The sequence below is a fragment of the Mesorhizobium sp. M0189 genome (assembly GCF_040322135.1).
Lineage (GTDB): Bacteria > Pseudomonadota > Alphaproteobacteria > Rhizobiales > Rhizobiaceae > Mesorhizobium.
The window spans coordinates 1-19,362 of record NZ_JAMYSW010000001.1; the positions used below are offsets into that span (position 1 = coordinate 1).

Sequence of the window (19,362 nt, forward strand, 5' to 3'; positions counted from 1 at the left end):
AATCGGTGATTGCAACGTCACCACCGTGCCATGGCCGCTCGCCCTTCAGAGCAAGCGCCGTTCTCTCTCCAAAACTTTTTGCAGAACCTTCAGGACACTATCCCCTTGTGGGGGAGATGCCCGGCAGGGCAAAGGGGGGCACTGTCCCTCGGCCTGTCAGTCGGAGACAACTACGTCGTCAGACCGTCATTAGCAGGTGAACGGTCAAGAGGCTGGCGATCCTTCGCGCCCCCCTCTGTCCTGCCGGACATCTCCCCCGCGAGGGGGGAGATTGGATGGCGCTTCGGATTTCGCCAACCTCGAACGTCAAAGGCAGGGAATGAGAAGCGCAAAGCTGGGGCGATTATTCTTTGGGCACAGCAATTTTGTTCTTGCTTTGTGCCGGCAGCTATGGTACTAATCTCGCTATGGTGCTAACTGGCTCCAACGACCCGCCGCTTGGCGGGTTTTTTGTTTCCGCTCGATCTCGGGCGCAGGTCACGCCAAGATAACAACCACTGCGATCACCCCGAACAGCGCGATCAGCAGTAAGTCGGCGACCCGGTAAAGTTTCAGCGCCCGTCGGATGTCGGTGCTCTCGATATCGTCGCGGCGGCCGCCTTCGCCCATCAACGCGTCTTCGACCATGACGCCGTCATAGGAACGGGGGCCGGCGAGCGCCAGGCCGAGCGCACCGGCCATCGCTGCTTCCGGCCAGCCGGCATTGGGCGAGCGGTGTTTTTTCGCATCGCGCCGCACAGCATGCCAGGCGGCTTTGGCATCGGCGCCCTTGACCAGGAAAGCGGCAAGCACGATCAGCAGCGCCGTCAGCCGTGATGCCGGCAGGTTGATCCAATCGTCGAAGCGCGCCGCCGCCCAGCCGAAGGCCTCGTGGCGCGGGGTGCGGTGGCCGATCATCGAATCGGCGGTGTTGGCGGCCTTGTAGGCGACGCCGCCGGCGAGCCCGCCAACGCCGATCCAGAACGCCGGCGCGACGACGCCGTCGGAGAAGTTCTCGGCCAGGCTTTCGATCGCGGCGCGGCAGACAGCGGCCCTGTCGAGCTTTTCCGGGTCGCGGCCGACGATCCGCGAGACGGCAATGCGGCCCATGTCCAGTCCGCCGCTGTCGAGGGCGTCGGCCACCGCTTCGACATGCTCGGCCAGGCTCTTCTGCGACAGCAGCGACGTCGCCAGGATTGCGATGACCAACAAGCCGAGGGGAATGCTCCAAAGCATGGCTTCGATCCAGAAGGCGAGGGCGGCCGGCACCAGCACGATGACCAGCAGCGCGAAGACGCCCCAGCGGCGACGGTGGGCGTCGGAATCAGTGGCGCGGTTGAGCCTGCCGTCGAGAAAGGATATCAGCCTGCCGAACCAGGTGACGGGATGGCCAATGGCATCGAAGAGCTGGGCCGGGTAGCCGAGTACAAGTTCGATGGCCAGCGACAGGAAAGTGATCAGGATCGACATGAAGTCTCTTGATGGAGTGACGGCGGCAGTGGACCACGGCGGAAGCCTTGGCCGGGCGAGGGCGCTTTTCCCTCACGCGCCGCTGCCTTTCGTCGACCTCTCGACCGGGATCAATCCGCACTCCTACCCGCTTTTCGATTTGCCCGCCACCGCCCTGTCGCGATTGCCGGAAGCAGCGCGTGCCCGCGAATTGGCCGAAGTCGCGGCAAGCGCCTATGGCGCTCCATCGGCGGCGAATGTCGCAGCGGCGCCCGGCACGCAGATCCTGTTGCCGCGCGTCGCTTCGCTGGTCAGCCCGGGCAGGGCGCTGGTGCTCGGGCCGACTTATGCCGAGCATCGGCGGGCAGCGGCGATCGCCGGCCATGCGGCGGCTGAAGTCGATGATTTCGAAGCCTTGGCGGCGGCCGACCTTGCCGTCGTCGTCAATCCCAACAACCCGGACGGGCGCGTCGTCGAGCGCGAAAGATTGCTTCGACTTGCCGCAAAATTGCGCGCCAGAGGCGGGCTGCTGGTCGTCGACGAGGCCTTCATGGATGTCGGCCCACGCAGCGAAAGTCTCGCTGGCGACGTCGACCAGGGCGGCATCGTCGTGCTGCGCTCGTTCGGCAAGTTCTTCGGCCTGGCCGGCCTGCGGCTTGGCTTTGCATTGACCGAGGCGCTGACGGTCGAGCGGCTGCAGGCGCAATTCGGGCCATGGGCGATTTCCGGGCCGGCGCTCGAATATGGCATAAGGGCGCTTGCCGATACCGGCTGGCAGGCCGGGATGCGGCGCCGATTGGCCGAGGATGCCGCACGGCTCGATGCGCTGTTCGGCCGGTTCGGCGTGCCTGTCGCCGCTGGCACCGCGCTGTTCCGCTATATCAGGCTGGCGAACGCCGCCCGCCTGTTTTCGGTGCTCGGCCAGCGCGGCATCCTGCTTCGGCATTTCGCCGACCGGCCGGATGTGTTGCGCGCCGGCCTGCCGGGAGCCGACGAAGAATGGCGGCGGCTCGAATCAGCGCTTGCCGGCTGGGCCTCGCGGCGCGACGATGATGCCAAGGGAGAAACGATCCAATGATCCATGTCTGCTCGCTGTCCAAAGTCGAGGAAACGGTGACGAAGACCGGGGCCGGGCGGCTGCTTTCGCTGCTCGCTGCCGGCACGGAGGTGATGCGGCCGGCCTCGATCACCAGGGAAAACCATCTGCACCTGGTCATGCACGACATTGCGGTAGCGCAGGAGGGCATGACCATGCCGGGCGAGGAGCATGTCTTGAACCTGCTCGATTTCGCCCGCCAATGGGATCGCTCGCGGCCGCTGGTGGTGCATTGCTATGCCGGCATCAGCCGGTCGACCGCCTCGGCCTACATTATCGCGGCAGCGCTGGCGCCGAAGCGCGACGAAGCCGAACTGGCCAAGACGCTGCGCGCGCTGTCGCCCACGGCGACACCCAATCCGCGGCTGATCGCAATTGCCGACGCACTGCTCGAGCGCGACGGCCGCATGAGCCGCGCCATCGAGGCGATCGGGCGCGGCGCCGAAGCGTTTGAGGGCACGCCGTTTGCGCTGAGGATCGAGGGCTAGTTACGCCAGCCAATCCGCCAGCTTTGCCTTGCGCACGTCCTTCAGCAAGCTGATGAAGCCGTCGGCTTGATGCTCGGCGGTGAGCCGGCCTTTTTCGGCGGTTGCAATGCTGGCGTCGCCGACCACGCCATTCGGGTTGAGGTCGCTGGCGATCCAGGCGAAGGCGTGCGTTCCGGTGTGGCGCAGCAGCGAAAATTCCTTTTCGGCGCGCGCAACCTTGGAGACGAAATTATCGGCCTTGGCCATGTCGACGAGGTCGGGCCGGAAGTGCAGCATCAGCGAGGTCTCGACGTCGCCGCCATGAATGCCGTGGCGGTCTTCGAGGTCGGTGTACATGCCGGCCGGCCGGCCAAACCGTTGCCAGCTGGTCTTTACCGCCAGCATCTTTGCCCGCACGCGCAATTCGCGGGTGACGATGCCCATGATCTCCTCATTGCCGCCATGCGAGTTGACGACAATCAGTTTTCGGACGCCGGCGCGTGCGACCGACAGGCCAAGTTCGGTCCACGCCTCGACCAGGGTCGTCGCCGGCAGAGTGAGGGTGCCGGGCGCATGCAAATGCTCGTTCGACTTGCCCACCGCCTGAACCGGCAGGATGCGGATGTCGAGATCGCCGGGCAGGCGCGCGATCACCGTTTCCAGCATGCCGTTCATGATCGAGGTGTCGGTCGAAACCGGCAGATGGGGCCCGTGCTGCTCGATCGCCGCCAGTGGCAGAACGGCAATGGTCGCCTCAGGATCGACGGTCGCGTATTCGGTGGTCCGGTAGTCACCCCACCATACGCGTTTTTTTGTTCCGGCCATTTTTTACCTCGAAGAGACTGGATGCGCGCTTGATGAGGGGCGGCACCAACCTTTGTCGTGTAACTTGAGATCATCGGCCTGTCGATTCCAGCCGCTGGCCAGCGCTCCTCAACCCGACGCGATGACCTCGATCTCGACCTTAAACTCCGGCCGGGCAAAGCCGGACACGATCATCAGCGTCGAGGCCGGCGCCGGACTGGCGAACAGCCGGTCGCGAACCTCCATATAGGGCCGCAGGAAGGCGCGGTCGGTGACGTAGGCGTTGATGCGGACGATGTCGGACAGGCCGAGCCCGGCCTCGCCGAGAATCGCCGCTATGTTCTGGAAACAGAGCTCGGCCTGTGCGCCGGCCTCCTCGGGGATCTGGTCGTCCGCTGTGATCGCGACCTGGCCCGAACACAGCACCAGCCGCTTGCCGGGCGGCAGCTCGACGCCATGGCTGTAGCGGGCGAAGGGCGGCTTGATCGACTTCGGCGTGAGAAATTTGAACATGGCAATCTCCGTTCACGGCAGCGTAAAGCTGGATGTAGGCGGGCATCAAGATGGCGGTGCATGTCACGAGGGCGATTGTGGACAGGCGATCAAAAAATAGGCACGATGCCTTCCGTACAGCATGACCCGTCCGGCCTTCGCGCCGCCATTGCACAGGCGGGCATTGCACAAGCGGGCGGTCCCGACGCAACGCGCCGGTGGCATGTGTCTTGCTTCTTGAAACAATGGTGTCGAGCCCGGCGCGTGATGCGCCGGAGCGAACAAAGGGTGGTGTGGATGTACGGAAGACTCAAGATTTCGGCGGGCGTGATCGTGCTGCTTGGCGCAGGTACGCTTGCCGCGGCAGCGAACGAAAAAGTCACCTTCGGCACCAACTGGCTGGCCGAGCCGGAACATGGCGGTTACTACCAAGCCGTGGTGGATGGTACCTATGCCGCATGCGGCATCGACGTGACGATCATGCAGGGCGGCCCACAGGTCAGCGGCCGGCCGCTGCTGCTCGCAGGTAAGATCGATTTCTACATGGGCGGCAATCTGCTGTCGGCCTTCGATGCCGTGCAGCAAGGCATACCGATGCGCGTCGTGGCCGCCGACTTCCAGAAGGACCCGCAGGTCATCATGTCCCATCCCGGCCAGGGGCTGGACAAATGGGAAGACCTGAAGAACGCCGACCAGTACATCCTCGGCGACGAAGGTGCGCAGACCTTCTTCCAGTGGATGGTCACCGACCTCGGCTTCGATGCCGCAAAACGCGTGCCCTACACTTTCAACCCGGCTCCGTTCATCGCCAACAAGAAGTCGATCCAGCAGGGCTACGTCACCTCCGAGCCATTCGCCGTCCAGAAGCAGGGCGGTTTCACGCCGAACCAGTTCCTGCTGGCCGACTATGGCTGGGACACATATGCAACGACGGTCGAAACCATGCAGGAGACGGTCGACAAGCGGCCCGAGGTGGTCCAGTGCTTCGTCGATGGCTCGGCCAAGGGCTGGTACAATTATCTCTACGGCGACAACAAGGCCGCCAACGAGATGATCAAGAAGGAAAATCCGGACATGACGGATGAGCAGATCGCCTTCTCGATCGAGCAGCTGAAGAAGTTCGGCGTGGTCGATTCCGGCGACAGCGAAAAGCTCGGCATCGGCGCCATGACCGATGCGCGCATCCAGAGTTTTTACGACAAGATGGTCAAGGCCAAGGTAACACCGGCGGGCATCGACATCAAGAAGGCCTACACGCTGGCCTTCGTCAACAAGAGCGTCGGGCTCGACCTGAAGAAGTAGGCCGTGAAGCTGGAGAAAGTGGCGCAACAGCCAGGAAGCGTATCGGGGCCGACGCTGTTGGCGCTGCGTGGCGTCGGCAAGGTGTTTTCCAACGGCGTCACCGCGCTCAGCAATGTCGAGCTGACGATCCGGGAAGGCGATTTCCTCAGCCTGCTCGGACCGTCGGGCTGCGGCAAGTCGACGGCGCTGCGGCTGATTGCCGGCCTGTCGACGCCGACCTCGGGTGTGCTCGACTGGCGCGGCAGCGGCGCCCTCGATCGTTCAAATATCGGCGACCGCTCGAATATCGGCTTCGTCTTCCAGGAGCCGACGCTGCTGCCCTGGGCCGATGTCTTCGACAATGTCTGGCTGCCGCTGCGGCTGAAGGGTGTGTCGCGGGCCAAGGCGGCGCCGGCGGTGATGGAGATGCTGGCGCGGGTTCACCTGACCGGCTTCGAGAATGCCGTGCCGCGCGAATTATCAGGCGGCATGAAGATGCGCGTCTCGATTGCCCGCGCCATGGTGACCAAGCCGCGCATTCTGTTGATGGACGAGCCATTCGCCGCACTCGACGAGATCACCCGCTTCAAGCTCAACAACGATCTTCTGGAGCTATGGCAGGATGAGCGTTTTACCGTCGTTTTCGTCACTCACAGCGTCTTCGAAAGCGTTTTCCTCTCCAACCGCGTCGTCGTCATGGCGGCGCGGCCGGGCCGGGTGTTTGCCGAGCTTGCCGTCGATGCATCCTATCCGCGCGACGAGGCGTTTCGCACCTCGCCCGATTATGCCGCGCTCTGCCGCCAGGCATCCGACGTGCTGATCGGCGCCATCAACTCAACTGCCGGACCGCATCATGACGGCCATTGAAGAACAAGTCCTGGCGCTCGACCCGGAGGAGGCGCGTCGCGTTCGCCAGGAGCGCTTCGAGCGCATCGGCAGGTGGCTGCTGCCGCTGGCGATCATGATCCTGGCGATCTGGCTGTGGGACCGCGTCTGCGTCTGGAACGACATCCCGAAATATATCCTGCCGCGTCCCGGCGTGGTGCTGCAGACGCTGCACGACGATGCCGGGCTGCTGTTCTCCTCGCTGCTGGTGACACTCAGGATCACCTTCTTGAGCCTGCTTCTCGCCGTCATCGGCGGCGTCGGGCTGGCAGTGCTGTTCGCGCAGTCGAAATGGGTGGAGATGTCGTTCTTTCCCTTCGCCATCGTGCTGCAGGTGACGCCGATCGTCGCGATCTTTCCGCTGATCAATATCTATGTCGACAACCAGACGACAAAGCTTTTGCTTTGCGCCTGGATCGTCGCCTTCTTCCCGATCCTCTCCAACACCACGCTCGGCCTCAATTCCGTCGACCGCAATCTGCGCGATTTGTTCAAGCTCAACGGCGCCACCCGCTGGCAGCAATTGCGCTATCTGCGGCTGCCGGCGGCGATGCCTTATTTCCTCGGCGGGCTGAAGATCGCCGGCGGCCTGTCGCTGATCGGTGCGGTGGTGGCCGAGTTCGTCGCCGGCGCCACCGGCCAGTCGTCCGGCCTCGCCTCGCGCATAATCGAGGCCGGCTACCGGCTCAACGCGCCGAGGCTGTTCGCGGCGCTGATCCTGATCTCGCTCACCGGCATCCTGATCTTCCTGGTGCTGTCGCTGATTTCGCATCTCATTTTGCGGCGCTGGCACGAGAGCGCGCTGAGGCAGGAGCGGTGATGGTGGACAGCGCCGCCTTGATACCAGCTTCTGGTTCCTACCATCTCGCCAAGGTTCGGCTTCATGCCTCACTGACGCCGGGCTTTTCTGGAGCCTTCGATACCGACGGGTTTGGGCTCGCGGATATCGCCATCGCCGATGGCAAGATCTCCGGGATTACGGCGCATCGATCCAACGCACAGGCAGGCGCCATCGACCTTGGCGGCCGGATCGTCTTGCCCTGCTTCGTCGACTGCCACACGCATATCGACAAGGGCCATATCTGGCCTCGAAAGCCGAACCCGGACGGCACCTTCATGGGCGCGCTGAACGCAACGGGCGCCGACCGCGCGGCGCACTGGAGCGCCGACGACGTTGCCCGCCGCATGGATTTTTCGCTGCGCTCTGCCTATGCGCATGGCACCAAGGCGCTGCGTACGCATCTCGACAGCGTTGCGCCGCAGGAAGAGATCTCCTGGCCGGTGTTCGAGACGATGCGGGAGAAATGGCGCGGCCGCATCGAGCTGCAGGCGGCCTGCCTGCTCGGCATCGAAGGCGTGCGCGACAGGAAATGGTTCGAGAGGCTGGCCAAGCGGGTGGCTGCCGCCAAGGGCGTGCTCGGCGTCGTCACCTATATGGTGCCGGACCTCGAGGAACTGCTTGACCAGGTGTTTGCGCAGGCGATCAAGCATGGCCTCGACCTCGATTTCCATGCCGACGAGACCGACGATGTCTCGGCGATCTCGCTCAAGAAGATTGCCGAAGCCGCCCTCTGGAACGGTTTTGACGGGAACATCCTGGTCGGCCATTGCTGCTCGCTGGCGCGCCAGCCCGATCTCGAGGTGCTCGACACGCTGGACAAGGTCGCCAAGGCCGGCCTGGCGGTGGTGTCGCTGCCAATGTGCAATCTCTATTTGCAGGACCGGCGCGGCGATAACACCACGCCGCGCTGGCGCGGGGTGACGCTGCTGCACGAGATGAAGGCGCGCGGCATCGCCGTCGCCGTCGCCTCCGACAATACGCGCGACCCGTTCTACGCCTATGGCGATCTCGATATGCTGGAGGTCTATCGCATGGCGACGCGCATCCTGCATCTCGACCATCCCGTCGCTGACTGGCCGCAAGCGGTAACAGCGACGCCGGCCAAGGTGATGCGGCTCGATGGTTTCGGCACGCTTGCCGCCGGAGGGCCGGCCGATTTCGTCGTCTTCAAGGGGCGAAGCTGGACGGAATTGCTGTCACGGCCCGAATCGGATCGCATCGTGGTGCGCGACGGCCAGGCGATCGAACGCCAGCTGCCCGATTATGCCGAACTCGATGATCTGATGGTGGAATGATGGATATTGCGGCGCTCAAGCGCGACCTGGACGGCCTCAAGGTCGACGACCATCCGGCGATCGTCCAGCAGAAGAGCCGCGACTTCTACTGGTACAGCCCGGTGCTGAAGCAGCAGCTCGAGCATGTCACCGGCGACCTGATCGTGACGCCGAAAACGGAAGATGAGGTCGTCCGCGTGCTCGCCGCCTGCCACCGGCATGGCGTGCCGGTGACGCCGCGCGGCAGCGGCACCGGCAATTACGGGCAGGCGATGCCTCTGTCCGGCGGCGTCGTGCTCAATCTCGCCGAGATGAACGCGATCAAGGCGATCGCGCCCGGTCGTGTCGTCACCGGTCCCGGCGCCGTGCTCGCCGACATCGACAAGGCGACTCGGGCGCATTCCGGCCAGGAGCTCCGCATGTCGCCGTCGACCTACAACACGGCATCGATCGGCGGCTTCGTCGCCGGCGGCTCCGGCGGTATTGGCTCGATCCGCTGGGGCGGCTTGCGCGACCTCGGCAACGTCATCCGGCTGAGGACCGTGACGATGGAGGCACAGCCCCGCGTCATGGAGCTCACCGGCGAGGACGTGCTGAAAGTGATGCACGCCTACGGCACCAACGGCATCATCACCGAAGTCGAGATGCCGCTAACCGCCAGTTATGACTGGATCGACGTCATCGTCGGCTTCGACGATTTCATGGATGCGGCCGGCTTCGGCAACGATCTCGCCATCCAGGACGGCATCCTGGCGAAGCTGATCACGCCGATAGCAGCACCCATCCCCTACGATTACTTCAAGCGCCACCAGCGGTTTTTCCGGCGCGGCCAAAGCATCGTCGTCCTGATGATCGCGCCGCATGCGATGGATGCCTTCCTCGCCTTCACTGCGCGCAGTAAGGGCGAGATCGTCTTTCGCGCCGATAAGGAGGCCGATCTCAAGGGGCTGCCGCCGGCCTATGAGCTGACCTGGAACCACACCACGCTGCGCGCCATCCGGGTCGACCCGACGATCACCTATCTGCAGACCCGCTACCCGTCGCCGGACCACCTCGGCCACGTCAAGGCAATGGTCGAACGCTTCGGCGACGAGGTGCCGGCGCATCTCGAATTCATCCGCTTCGACGGCGCCATCGGCATCGCAGGGCTGCCGCTAGTGCGCTTCACCACGGCGGAGCGGCTGGACGAGATCATTCGCATCCACGAGGACAATGGCTGCTGGATCTTCAACCCGCACCGCTACACGCTGGAAGAGGGCGGCATGAAGCGCACCGACGAGGTGCAGCTCGCCTTCAAGCGCGAGACCGACCCGCAGGGGCTGCTCAATCCGGGCAAGATGATCGCCTGGGAAAATCCGGACTATGATTATCGCTCAGGCAAGTCGTTCCTGTTCAAGGGGCTGGAGAAGACGGGTTGAGGAGAGGTTTGCGCTTGAACACCCCCCTCTGGCCTGCCGGCCATCTCCCCCTCAAGGGGGGAGATCGGCTGTCGGTATCGCTTTCGCCAGTTGACGACGTTGGAAGATGGTCGAGACGATGGAACCGCCAATCTCCCCCCTTGAGGGGGAGATGCCCGGTAGGGCAGAGGGGGGTGCCTCGCGCCGACCTGCGAGGACTTGGGTGAACATCCTCGTCCTCTACGCTCATCCGGTCGAGACCAGCTTCAATGCCGGTCTGCACCGGACCATCGTCGAGCGGCTGAAGGCCGCCGGCCATGCCGTCGACGATTGCGATCTCTATGCCGAGGGGTTCGATCCCAGGCTGACGCGGGCCGAACGGCTCTCCTATCACGACGCGCGCAGTGACGGCGATCCTGCAGCGGCTTACGTCGAGCGCTTGCTGCGGGCCGAGGCGCTGGTGCTATCGTTTCCGGTGTGGAACTTCGGCTATCCGGCCATTCTGAAAGGCTTTTTCGATCGCGTCTTCCTGCCCGGCGTGTCGTTCAAATTGGTTGACGGCAAGGTGCAGCCGTCGCTGCACAACATTCGCAAGGTCGCCGCGGTCGCCACCTATGGCGGCAGTCGGTTCCGAGCCATGCTGATGGGCGACCCGCCGCGCAAGCTGGTCAAGCGGGTGCTGCGTGCGACCATCAAGCCTGGCGGGTCGGTTTCCTACCTCGCGCAGTACTCGATGAACCTATCGACCGACGAGAGGCGGACGAGATTCGTGGCGAAGGTCGCGGCCGAGATGGATGCGTTCTGAGCTACATCCGCACTCGCTCGGCCTTCGGATCGTACATCGGCTTGAGCGAGGCCTCGGCGGCAAAGCGCTCGCCGGCGATCTCGATCTCGTAGGACGACGACAGCACATCCGCCTCGCTCTCACCCTTGCAAGGCACGTAGCCAAGCCCGATTGCGCCGCCGAGATGATGGCCGTAATTGCCCGAGGTGATCGGACCGACGATCTTGCCGTCGCGCAGGATCGCCTCGTTGTGGAAGAGCAGCGGCTCGGGGTCGTTCAGGCGGAACTGCACCAGCCGGCGTGACAGGCCGGTTTCTTTCTTCTTCAGCACCGCATCGCGGCCGAGGAAATAGCTCTTGGCCGTCTTCACGGCGAAGCCAAGGCCGGCCTCCAGCACATTGTCTTCGTCGGTGATGTCGTGGCCGAAATGCCGGAACGCCTTTTCGATGCGGCAGGAGTCCAGCGTGTGCAGGCCGCATAGCTTCAGACCGACATCGGCGCCGGCCTCTTCTATCGCCTCGAAGACGTGGGCGGCCTGATCGGTCGAGACATAAAGCTCCCAGCCGAGCTCGCCGACATAGGTGACGCGGTGGGCGCGGGCCAGGCCCATGCCGATCTCGATCTCCTGAAACGTCCCGAACGGATTGTTGTCATTGGAGAAATCATTCGGGCTGACCTTTTGGATCAGCTTCCTCGAATCCGGGCCCATCAGGCAAAGCACCGCTTCGGCAGCGGTCACATCGGTAATGACGACGAACTCGTCGGCAAGATGTTTTTTCAGCCAGGCCAGATCGCGCTGCAGCGTGGCGCCCGGCACGACGAGGAAGAAGGCTGTTTCGGACAATCGCGAGACGGTCAGATCGCTCTCGATACCGCCGCGCTGGTTGAGCATCTGGGTGTAGACGATCTTGCCCGGCGCCACGTCCATGTCGTTGGCGCAGAGCCTTTGCAGGAAGGCGCAGGCGTCGCGGCCTTCGACGCGGATCTTGCCGAACGAGGTCATGTCGAACAGGCCGACGCCGTTCCGGACCGCCAGATGCTCCTCGCGCTGGTTGTCGAACCAGTTCTGCCGTTTCCACGAATAGCGGTATTCGCGCTCCTGGCCGGGCCTAGCGAACCAGTTGGCGCGCTCCCAGCCGGCGACCTCGCCGAACACCGCGCCGCGCGTCTTCAGGTGCTCGTGCAGCGGCGAACGCCTCACGTTCCGCGAGGTTGCCATCTGCCGGTAAGGAAAATGATCGGCGTAGAGCAGGCCGAGCGTTTCGGAGACGCGCTCCTTGAGATAGCGGCGGTTCTTCTGGAACGGCTGGGCGCGGCGGATGTCGACCTCCCAGAGATCGAACGGCGCCTCGCCGTCATTGATCCATTGCGCCAGCGCCATGCCGCCGCCGCCGGAGGAGACGATGCCGATCGAATTGTAGCCGGTCGCCATCCAGTAGCCGGAAAGCTCCGGCGCCTCGCCGAGATAATAACGGTCGTCGGGGGTAAAACTCTCTGGGCCGTTGAAGAAGGTGTGGATGCCGGCGGTGGCCAGCATCGGCATGCGGTTGACGCCCATTTCGAGGATCGGCTCGAAATGGTCCATGTCCTGCGGCAACTGGTCGAAGCAGAACTCCTCGCTTATGCCGTTCATGCCCCACGGCTTGGCCACCGGCTCGAAAGCGCCGAGCATCATCTTGCCGGCATCTTCCTTGTAGTAGGCGCATTCGTCCGGCACGCGCAGCACCGGCAGGCGGGAGAGCCCCGGGATCGGCTCGGTGACGAGATAGAAATGCTCGCAGGCGTGCAGCGGGATGGTGACGCCGTTCTGGGCGCCAAGTTCGCGTGCCCACATGCCGGCGCAGTTGACGACGATATCGGCTTCGATCGTGCCTTGCTCGTCGCCCTGCGCCCAGGAGACGCCGGTGACGCGGCCTGCCTTGGTATGCACCTTGGTCACCTTGACGTTCTCGACGATCGTCGCACCGCGCTGACGTGCGCCCTTGGCCAACGCCATGGCGATGTTGGCGGGGTCGCATTGGCCGTCGAGCGGCAGATGCACGGCGCCGACCACATCGGATACATTGAGATGCGGGTACATCTGCTTGACTTCACCTGGCGAAATCTCGCGCACGTCGACATCGAAGGCGCGGGCGAGAGACGCCTGCCGATAGATCTCGTGCTTGCGCTCCTCGGTAAGCGCCACCGTGATCGAGCCAACCTGGCGCATGCCGGTGCCGACATCGGTCTCGGCCTCGAGCTTGACGTAGAGATCGGCCGAATACTTCGCCAGCCGGGTCATGTTCTGCGAGCCGCGCAGCTGGCCGATCAGGCCGGCAGCGTGCCATGTCGTGCCCGATGTCAGCTGCTTGCGCTCGAGCAGAACGATGTCGGTCCAGCCGAGCTTGGCCAGATGATAGGCGACCGAGCAGCCGGAGACGCCGCCACCGATGATGACCGCCCTTGCTTTGGGAGGAATGGCCTTGGTCGGTATGGTTTTGGCGGGCGGCGAGTTCATGCGGCTTCGCGGCGGTAGCTGGAGGCGAAGCGGCGCAGGCGCGTGGCAGCCTCCATCAGCACCGGCTCAGGCTGGCAGAGGCTGAAGCGGATGTGGCCGGCTGCAGCTTCGCCGAAGCTCGAGCCGGGCATGACGCCGACCTTCTCCTGGTCGAGGAACGCCCAGGCGAATTTCTCATCGTCCGGCTCGATCGCCGATATGTCGAGCATCACGTACATGCCGCCCTCGGAGCCGCGCACGGTGATGTTGTTCATGCCGCGCATGGCATCGAGAACGACGGCGCGCCTTGCGGCATAGCGCTCGGCGATCTCCTTGACGCCGTAGCCGTTTTCGAGCGCCTCGGCGCAGGCGAGGCTGATGAAGGCCGGCAGGCCGTAGGTCATCACCAGATTGAGGTCGGTCAGCAGCGAGACCATTGGTTCGGGCCCGGTCAGCCAGCCCATGCGCCAGCCGGTCATGCCGTGGCTCTTGGACATCGAATTGATGACCAGCGTACGTTCGGCCATGCCGGGCAGCGAGCGTGGTGAGACGTGCTCGCCGCCACCCAGCGTCCAGTAGACCTCGTCCGACAGCAGCCATAGGTCATGCTCGCGGCAGATCTGCGCCAGCTCTTCCAGGCGCTCGCGCAAATAGACGGCACCGGTCGGGTTGTTCGGCGTGTTGATCAGAATGGCGCGGGTGTTCGGCCGTAGGGCGGCGCGGATCTCGGCGGCGCGCGGCTGAAAGCCATCCTCGGCGGGTGTCTCGACGACGCTGAACGCGGCGCCCGCCGCGCTGAAGGTATTGGGATAGGTGGCGTAATAGGGCGCGACGACGATGGCATGGTCGCCCTGGTCGAGAACAGCTTGAATAGCTGCGTAAAGCGCGGCCTGCCCGCCCGGCGTGGCGATGACCTGGTCGGGGCTGGTCGCAACACCGGTGCAGAGCGTCGAGGCCGCCGCCATCGCCTTGCGCAGCCGCGGAACGCCGGCAAGTGGGGTGTAGTGGTGATTGCTGGCGCGGACCGCCGTCACGCAGGCTTCGATCGTCTCGCTCGGCGTGTCGAAATCATGGTCGCCGACCGACAGCATGATGATGTCCTCGCCGGCCTGCTTGCGCGCCCAGGCAGCGGAATGAACCTCCCAGCCATCCTTGCCCGAAGGCACGATGCCGGAAATGCGCGATGATGGCCTGGGCATTATGCTACTCCCGAAATTTCGTAGCCGGCCTGTTCGAGCCGGTCGCGCAAGGCGGCGATGTGGGCCGGTCCGACTTCGCAGCAGCCGCCGACGATGCCGGCGCCGGCCTCGACCCAGCCGATCGCCTGGCCGGCATAGGCGTCCGGATCGAGGTCGTGGCGGGCGTGCAGCACTTCGACGGTGCCGCCATGCTTGAGCGCCTCGACCGAGGTGAAGCCATTGGCATAGGCGCCGACCGCACCGCCGAGAGCGATCAGTCCGGGCAGCGCTGCAGCGATCGCTTCGGGCCGGCAGCAATTGATCAGCCGGGCCGCGACGGGCAGTCCGTCAAGAGCGCTCGACGCCGTCGTAATGGCTTCGCCGCTACGCAGGCGCGGCGTGCCGTGGTCGGCAAGCGTCCACGACACCCATACGGGCTTGCCGCTTTCCGACGCCGCGGTGACGGCGGCGCGCGCCTCTTCGGCCGACGCCATGGTTTCGCACAGAAACAGATCGACGCCGTCCGCCTGCTCGGCAACTATACGGCGATAGATGTCGAGCGTATCCTGGAAGGATATCGTCAGCGCCGGCGCATAGCTGCCGAACAGCGGCGACAGGCAGCCGGCGATCGCCGCGTCGCCGGTCTGGTCGCGTGCTTGCCTTGCCAGTTCGATGCTGCGCTTCTGCAAAGGCTTGAACAGCTCTTCCGCGCCCTCGCGCGCCAGCCGCTCCGGCGTTGCGGAATAAGTGTTGATGGTGATGACGCGGGCTCCGGCGCGGATGAATTCCGCATGCAGGTCGCGCACCAGATCCGGTTCGTCGATCAGCACCCTGGCCGACCAGAGCGGCGTCGGCTCGGAGCTGCTGCGGCGGACCAGCTCCTGGCCCATGCCGCCATCGGTGAGGATGACTTTCTTCATGCTTTGAGCCTCTCGTTCTTCGGATCCCATAACGGCTCATCCTTCTGCACGATCGCCCGAAAACGTTCGCCGAAGATATCGACCTCGACCGCGGTTCCCGGCTCGGTGAGGTCGGCGCGCAGCATGCCGAGCGCGATCGACTTGTCGATGCGATGACCCCAGCCGCCGGATGTCGTCTCGCCGACGATCCGGCCGTCATGCCAAAGCGTCGACATGTAAGGTGTGTCGCAGTCGCCGGGATTTTCGACGACCAGCGTGACGAAGCGTTTCTTGACGCCTTGCTGCTTTTCGCTCTGCAACGCCGCCTTACCGCGGAAGTCGGGCTTGTCCCATCTGACGAAGCGCTCCAGCCCGCCCTGCAGGATCGAGTAGTCGGTCGACAGATCGCCCTTCCACGTACGGTAGCCTTTTTCGAGCCGCAGCGAATCCAGCGCGTACATGCCGAATGGTTTCAGGCCGTGCCTCTGGCCGGCCGCCCAGACAGCGTCGAAGATGACTGCGGTATCGTCGACCTTGCTGTGGATTTCCCAGCCGAGCTCGCCAGCGAAGGATACGCGCACCAGCTTGGCCCAGCGCCCGGCGATCGATGTTTCCTGATGCGTCAGCCAGGGCAGGGTGAGGTCGGCCGCGCAGAGTTCGGCGAGGGTGTTTCGCGAGTTGGGTCCGGCGAGGATCTGGGTCGAATACTCTTCTGTCCGGTCAGTCAACTTGAACGTCGCGTCCTTCGGCATGCGCGATTTCAGCCATTCGAAATCGTGCCACTGCGCCACCGCGGCGGTGATCAGCGTCATGTGATCTTCGTCGTGACGCACCACCGACATCTCGGTGACGACGCGGCCCTTGTCGTCGGCAAAGTAGACGAGGCCGATGCGGCCGGGTTTCGGCACCAGGCCTGTCACCTGGAGGCTCAGCCATTCGGCGGCACCCGGACCGTCTAGATTGAACCGGGAAAATCCCGGCAGGTCCAGAATGCCGGCGGCATCGCGGACGGCGAGGCATTCCTCGCGCACACGATGCTGCCAGGGGCCGTCACGGCGGAAGGTCAGCGTGGATTGTTCGGAGATGTCGTCGCCTGGCTTCGCATACCAGGTGGCGCGTTCCCAGCCATTATAGGCGTCGAACCGGGCGCCGAACGACTTGATGCGGCCGTGGAGCGGCGACAGCTTGCGGTCGCGCCCAGCCGGCCAGGCGTGGCGCGGGAATTGGATGGCATACTCGTTGCCGTAGATCTCCATGCCCTTGGCGACGCAGTAATCCGGCGCCGACGCAAAGGCGGTGAAACGGCGTGGATCGCAGGACCACATGTCCCATTCGGTCTGGCCCTCGGTCACCCACTCGGCCAGCACTTTGCCGGCGCCGCCGCCCTGGGCGATGCCGAAGGTGAAGACGCAGGCCTCGAAGGCGTTGGGCACGCCAGGCATCGGGCCGATCAGCGGGTTGCCGTCCGGCGCATAGGGGATCGGCCCGTTGATGACCTTGGACAGCCCGGCGGTGCCGAGGATCGGCACGCGGGCGACGGCATCGGCCAGGTAATGTTCCAGCCGGTCGAGGTCGTCGGGAAACAGCTGGAACGAAAAGTCGTCCGGCATCGGGTCGTTGTGGCCGACCCAATGGGCGCGGCAATTGCGCTCATAGGGGCCGAGGTTCATGCCGTTCTTTTCCTGGCGCAGATAATAGGACGTATCGACGTCGCGCAGCAGCGGCAGCTTCTTGCCTTGTTCCTTCGACCACGCCGCCAGTTCGGGGATTTCCTCAAACAGGATGTATTGATGGCTCATCACCATCATCGGCACCTCGCGGCCGAACATCCTGCCGACTTCGGCGGCGCGGTAGCCGGCGGCGTTGACGACAATCTCGCAGCGAATCTCGCCTTGCGGCGTCTCGACCACCCACTCGTCGTTCTCGCGGCGCACGCCGGTGACCGGGCAGAAGCGGATGATCTTCGCACCCATGTCGCGCGCGCCCTTGGCCAGCGCCTGGGTCAATTGCGCCGGGTCGATGTCGCCGTCGCTCGGATCGTAGAGCGCGCCCTTCAGCTCATGCGTTTCGATGAAGGGGTAGCGGCGCTTGATCTCGTCGGGGCCGACGACATTGATGTCCATGCCCTGATAGCGGCCCATGCCCTTGGCGCGCTGGAATTCCTGCATACGCTCGATCGTATGGGCGAGCCTGAGCGAGCCGGTGACATGATAGTTCATGGGATAGCCGACCTCGTCGGCCAACCGGCGATAGAGCTCGGTCGAATAGCGCTGCATGTTCATCAGCGACCATGACGAGGAGAACGTCGGCACGTTGCCGGCGGCATGCCAGGTCGAGCCGGAAGTCAGCTCGTTCTTCTCCAGAAGCACGCAGTCGGTCCAGCCCGCCTTGGCGAGATGATAGAGCGAGGAGGCGCCGACGGCACCGCCTCCGATGATCACCACGCGTGCCGTGGTCGGCAAACTGGCCATGTTCTTCTCCAGATCAATAGACGGGCGGCGAAACCACCCAGATCACCACAGCCGGTTCCGCTCCAGGATTGCGCCAGCGGAACGGCTTGCCGTCAAAGCGGAAGGAGTCGCCTGCTCCAAGCCGGTGCCAGACGCCGGCAATTTCGATGTCGAAGCTGCCGGACGCGACGTAGCCGGCTTCCTCGGTCGGCCGGCGGGCCTCGGTCTTCAGCTCGGCACCGGGGGCGAAGACCGAACGCAGCATCTCGAAGCTACCGCCGAGATCCGGCGACAGAAGCTCCTCCACCAGGCCGGAATCGCTTGTGCCAAGGGTGCGCCGGTTGCCGGCGCGCACGACCACGCCGCGTTCGGTCTCGACAGGCACGTCATGGCTGAAGAACAGGCTGACCGGCACGCCGAACAATTCGGCGAAGGCCCTGAGATCGCCGAGCGACGGGATCGACAGGCCGCGCTCGACCTGACTGACCCAGCCGACGGAACGGCCGAGCTTCAGCCCGATTTCGGCAAGCGTCAGGCCGCGCGCCTTGCGCAACGCGCGAATGTCGCCGGCCAGCAGCCGTTCGCCGTTATCTTGTTCCGGTGTTGCGGCGGTTGAGGGCAAAGCCATCCCTGTCTCGATGAAAAATTCCCAGCAAATTTCATGTGACCGCAGGTCTGTGAAAAAATCAAGATGATTTTCATGAACCCACAAGATTTACTTGCGCCATTTTGACGGTTCAGGCAAAGGCTCGGCACACGAGCGGCGAGTGGGGCGTCCGGTCGAGGCGGATAGGGCGTCGAGCGTTCATAGAAACTCGCAAGGATGCTCCATCACTTCTAGTCGGCGCATGATCCTTTCCGGAAAAGCCGGGTTCCAGGATTATGCGCAAAGGGACGGCCCATGCTGGAAAACAACTCCCGGATTGCGGCGGCGATCGTCGATGACGCGATCACCTCGCGCCGGTCCGTACGCGCCTTCTTGCCTGACATGGTCGATGACGACACCATCCGCGATATTCTCGCCGTTGCCGCGCGCGCGCCTTCAGGCACCAACATGCAACCCTGGAAGGTCTATGTGACCAAGGGCGAGGTCAAGCAGCGCATCACCGACGCCATTCTCAGTTCGGGCATCCGCGCCGAAAAGGCGGAGTGGGACGAGTACCGCTACTATCCTGACCAGTTCTTCGAACCCTATCTGACGCGACGGCGGGCCAACGGCTTCGGCCTCTACGGCGTGCTCGGCATCGGCCGGCGCGAGGTCGACAGGATGCGCGCCCAGCACGACCGCAATTTCGTCTTCTTCGATGCGCCGGTCGGCATGATCTTCACCGTCGACCGGCGGCTGAACAAAGGGTCGTGGATCGATTACGGCATGTTCCTGCAGAACATCATGGTCGCGGCGCGGGGCAGGGGCCTACACACCTGCCCGCAGGCCGCCTTCGCGCCCTATCACCGGCAGATCAGGCCGGTGCTCGACATCCCCGACGAGGAGATCGTCGTCTGCGGCATGGCGCTCGGCCATGAGGATACGTCCAAGCCCGAAAATGCCTTCCGCACCGACCGCGCGCCGCTGGAAGAGTGGGTTACGTTCGCGGAGTAGGGTGACGACG

Annotated in this window: 17 protein-coding genes; 9 read left to right on the forward strand and 8 right to left on the reverse strand. The window is 64.3% G+C overall.

The features are described from left to right. Positions 1 to 477: 477 nt before the first annotated feature. Complete coding sequence (gene cbiB / locus NKJ09_RS00005; RefSeq protein ID WP_352495935.1) at positions 478 to 1,449, reverse strand: adenosylcobinamide-phosphate synthase CbiB; 972 nt, start codon at positions 1,447 to 1,449, stop codon at positions 478 to 480. On the opposite strand from cbiB, the gene cobD reads away from it, so the two are divergent. Both cobD and NKJ09_RS00015 read left to right on the forward strand, forming a co-directional pair. Beyond that, positions 1,448 to 2,506, forward strand: a complete 1,059-nt coding sequence (cobD, locus tag NKJ09_RS00010) for a threonine-phosphate decarboxylase CobD (RefSeq protein ID WP_352484504.1) — start codon at positions 1,448 to 1,450, stop codon at positions 2,504 to 2,506. The genes cbiB and cobD overlap by 2 nt on opposite strands. Next, positions 2,503 to 3,012: a tyrosine phosphatase family protein gene (locus NKJ09_RS00015; RefSeq protein ID WP_023719902.1), complete on the forward strand. Its 510-nt coding sequence runs from the start codon at positions 2,503 to 2,505 to the stop codon at positions 3,010 to 3,012. The genes cobD and NKJ09_RS00015 overlap by 4 nt, the downstream gene beginning before the upstream one ends. On the opposite strand, the gene NKJ09_RS00020 is transcribed toward NKJ09_RS00015, so the two are convergent. Together NKJ09_RS00020 and NKJ09_RS00025 are read right to left on the reverse strand one after the other, a co-directional pair. After that, positions 3,013 to 3,816 carry a creatininase family protein gene (locus NKJ09_RS00020; protein WP_023719903.1) on the reverse strand — a complete coding sequence of 268 codons (804 nt, stop codon included), beginning with the start codon at positions 3,814 to 3,816 and terminating at the stop codon, positions 3,013 to 3,015. 108 nt (positions 3,817 to 3,924) lie between these two features. Further along, on the reverse strand, positions 3,925 to 4,308 hold the full coding sequence (locus NKJ09_RS00025) for a RidA family protein (protein ID WP_352484505.1): 384 nt from the start codon (positions 4,306 to 4,308) through the stop codon (positions 3,925 to 3,927). A 276-nt stretch (positions 4,309 to 4,584) separates the two neighbouring features. On the opposite strand from NKJ09_RS00025, the gene NKJ09_RS00030 reads away from it, so the two are divergent. The 6 genes from NKJ09_RS00030 (at position 4,585) to NKJ09_RS00055 (ending at position 10,770) form a co-directional block, all read left to right on the forward strand. Next, positions 4,585 to 5,589, forward strand: a complete 1,005-nt coding sequence (locus tag NKJ09_RS00030; protein WP_023719905.1) for an ABC transporter substrate-binding protein — start codon at positions 4,585 to 4,587, stop codon at positions 5,587 to 5,589. Positions 5,590 to 5,592: 3 nt separating this feature from the next. Next, the gene (locus tag NKJ09_RS00035; RefSeq protein WP_023719906.1) at positions 5,593 to 6,435 is read left to right on the forward strand and encodes an ABC transporter ATP-binding protein; all 843 of its coding nucleotides are present in this window, start codon (positions 5,593 to 5,595) and stop codon (positions 6,433 to 6,435) included. Continuing rightward, complete coding sequence (locus tag NKJ09_RS00040; RefSeq protein WP_352495936.1) at positions 6,422 to 7,273, forward strand: ABC transporter permease; 852 nt, start codon at positions 6,422 to 6,424, stop codon at positions 7,271 to 7,273. The genes NKJ09_RS00035 and NKJ09_RS00040 overlap by 14 nt, the downstream gene beginning before the upstream one ends. Positions 7,274 to 7,290: 17 nt before the next feature. Further along, positions 7,291 to 8,589 (forward strand): cytosine deaminase, encoded by a 1,299-nt coding sequence (locus NKJ09_RS00045; protein WP_352495954.1) that lies wholly within the window; start codon positions 7,291 to 7,293, stop codon positions 8,587 to 8,589. Next, complete coding sequence (locus NKJ09_RS00050; RefSeq protein WP_352495955.1) at positions 8,589 to 9,986, forward strand: FAD-binding oxidoreductase; 1,398 nt, start codon at positions 8,589 to 8,591, stop codon at positions 9,984 to 9,986. The genes NKJ09_RS00045 and NKJ09_RS00050 overlap by 1 nt, the downstream gene beginning before the upstream one ends. Positions 9,987 to 10,188: 202 nt before the next feature. Beyond that, positions 10,189 to 10,770, forward strand: a complete 582-nt coding sequence (locus tag NKJ09_RS00055) for an NAD(P)H-dependent oxidoreductase (protein WP_352495937.1) — start codon at positions 10,189 to 10,191, stop codon at positions 10,768 to 10,770. A 1-nt stretch (position 10,771) separates the two neighbouring features. Here NKJ09_RS00055 and NKJ09_RS00060 read toward each other — a convergent pair whose 3' ends face one another. The 5 genes from NKJ09_RS00060 to NKJ09_RS00080 are packed head-to-tail and all read right to left on the reverse strand — an operon-like array spanning position 10,772 to position 18,380. Continuing rightward, a complete protein-coding gene (locus tag NKJ09_RS00060; RefSeq protein WP_352762193.1) occupies positions 10,772 to 13,246 on the reverse strand; it encodes a GcvT family protein in 2,475 nt (824 codons plus the stop codon). After that, positions 13,243 to 14,424 carry a pyridoxal phosphate-dependent aminotransferase gene (locus tag NKJ09_RS00065; protein WP_023719911.1) on the reverse strand — a complete coding sequence of 394 codons (1,182 nt, stop codon included), beginning with the start codon at positions 14,422 to 14,424 and terminating at the stop codon, positions 13,243 to 13,245. The genes NKJ09_RS00060 and NKJ09_RS00065 overlap by 4 nt, the downstream gene beginning before the upstream one ends. Beyond that, positions 14,424 to 15,323, reverse strand: a complete 900-nt coding sequence (locus tag NKJ09_RS00070; RefSeq protein ID WP_352495939.1) for a homocysteine S-methyltransferase family protein — start codon at positions 15,321 to 15,323, stop codon at positions 14,424 to 14,426. Before NKJ09_RS00070 ends, NKJ09_RS00065 begins: the two co-directional genes overlap by 1 nt. Continuing rightward, a complete protein-coding gene (locus tag NKJ09_RS00075; protein WP_352515906.1) occupies positions 15,320 to 17,773 on the reverse strand; it encodes a GcvT family protein in 2,454 nt (817 codons plus the stop codon). The genes NKJ09_RS00070 and NKJ09_RS00075 overlap by 4 nt, the downstream gene beginning before the upstream one ends. A gap of 13 nt (positions 17,774 to 17,786) precedes the next feature. Beyond that, entirely contained in the window at positions 17,787 to 18,380 is a 594-nt protein-coding gene (locus NKJ09_RS00080) for a helix-turn-helix domain-containing protein (RefSeq protein ID WP_352484512.1), read from the reverse strand. 273 nt (positions 18,381 to 18,653) lie between these two features. Here NKJ09_RS00080 and NKJ09_RS00085 point away from each other — a divergent pair, with 273 nt between their 5' ends. Then, entirely contained in the window at positions 18,654 to 19,352 is a 699-nt protein-coding gene (locus NKJ09_RS00085) for a nitroreductase (protein WP_352484513.1), read from the forward strand. Positions 19,353 to 19,362: the final 10 nt, after the last annotated feature.